At 48.7% G+C, this 1,448-nt stretch carries 2 protein-coding genes; both read left to right on the plus strand.

Annotation, left to right across the window (positions count from 1 at the left end):
* Positions 1-365 (plus strand): hypothetical protein (locus tag VZ95_RS26310; protein WP_045777505.1); only part of this gene is annotated, 365 nt, incomplete at its 5' end.
* On the plus strand, positions 331-1,398 hold the full coding sequence (locus VZ95_RS20490; protein WP_156995487.1) for a tetratricopeptide repeat protein: 1,068 nt from the start codon (positions 331-333) through the stop codon (positions 1,396-1,398). The genes VZ95_RS26310 and VZ95_RS20490, both read left to right, overlap by 35 nt.
* Positions 1,399-1,448 lie beyond the last annotated feature (50 nt).

Consider the following 1,448-nt stretch of genomic DNA (forward strand, 5'->3'; position numbering starts at 1 on the left):
CGCGCGAGAAAGCCGCCATGCCTGCTGACGACCCCAACGCCCTGCTGCTGTATCGCCTCGCCGAGCAGGAAAAGGCCCTGAAGGAGGCACTGGCCGAGATTAAGGAATTTAAGAAAGATCAAAAATCTGAGAGCAAGCTGCTGCGCGATGAGTTGTCAAAAGATATTTCGGATAAATTTTCGAGTCAAGATAAAAGAATTGGCGATCTTCATATACATGTTAACCGTTGGGGAACAATAATACCATTACTTTTGTTCGCGTTCGGCGTGATTGGAGGTTGGAAAATTTATTCAGACTCGGAAAAAATAACCCAGAACTGGCTCAATAAAGATGGAAAAATTTTCGTCTCCAATTTTTGCAAATGAATATCTCAATACCCCTGAGGGCCGTAAGAACTTAAATGATGCAGTCGATCAGAAACTAACCCCAGAGTATATGAAGCAGGTGGACAATCTGGCCGCCAGTGGTGATCGTCGCTATCTTGACCGTTTAACCGAAAATTTAAGCAAATCAATCGAGGATTATATCACTACCACGGCAGAAGCGCAGAAGGCGCTCGATGCAGTCCAAAAACAACGGGAGGATGAACGTAGTCCCGAAGCTTGGCGCGCGCTGATCTATAGTTATTTGGATACGAAACGCTTCGAGGCGGCCCTTACCCTCACCGATCAATGGTTAGCGTCCCCCAATAAAACGCCCGAGCATACTGCACAAGCCCTCGTGATAAAGGGCGGTATTCTGCTGAGTGCTGGACTTTATCAGGAATCCCTGAGCACCAATAACGATGTGATCCAACGCTTCGGCAGCGATCCCGCCCCAAACCTCCGGAAGCAGGTTGCGAGCGCCCTTATTGGTAGAGCGATAACATTTGGAATTATGGGCGAATATCAAGCCGCAATCGCAGCCTATGACGAAATCAACCGCCGCTACACTGCCGACCCAAATTTGCATGAGATAATTGCAGTATCATTAAACAATAAAGCGAGCGTACTGACACATCTCCCACCGCCCCAGAATGAGGCTGCGATAGCGATCTATGACGAAATTATTCGCCGATTTGGATCCGATCCAACTCTTTTTGTTAGAGAAAATGTTGCCAGGGCTCTCAATAGTAAAGCCAGTCAGCTCTTAAAGCTTTTCCCGCCTCAACCTGAGTCAGCGCTCGCTACTTACGATGAGGTATTTCGCCGTTTTCAAGACGATCCCGCTTCGATGCTACGTATGCAGGTCGCCCTAGCTCTTCGTGACAAGGGTATACTATTAGAAAACTCAAGCAATCAGAAAAGCCAAGCCAAATCCATCTATGAAGACTATCTCCACCGCTTTGCCAATGCCCCCGAACCAGCAATCCAAGCAGTAACGGCACAAGTCCGGGCACGCCTCGACGCACTCAAATAGTCTGCAAACCCGCCGATACCTAAGGGGCGCTGMCCCTTAGGCGGGGTCCA

Source organism: Elstera litoralis (assembly GCF_000963705.1).
Classification (GTDB): Bacteria; Pseudomonadota; Alphaproteobacteria; order Elsterales; family Elsteraceae; genus Elstera; species Elstera litoralis.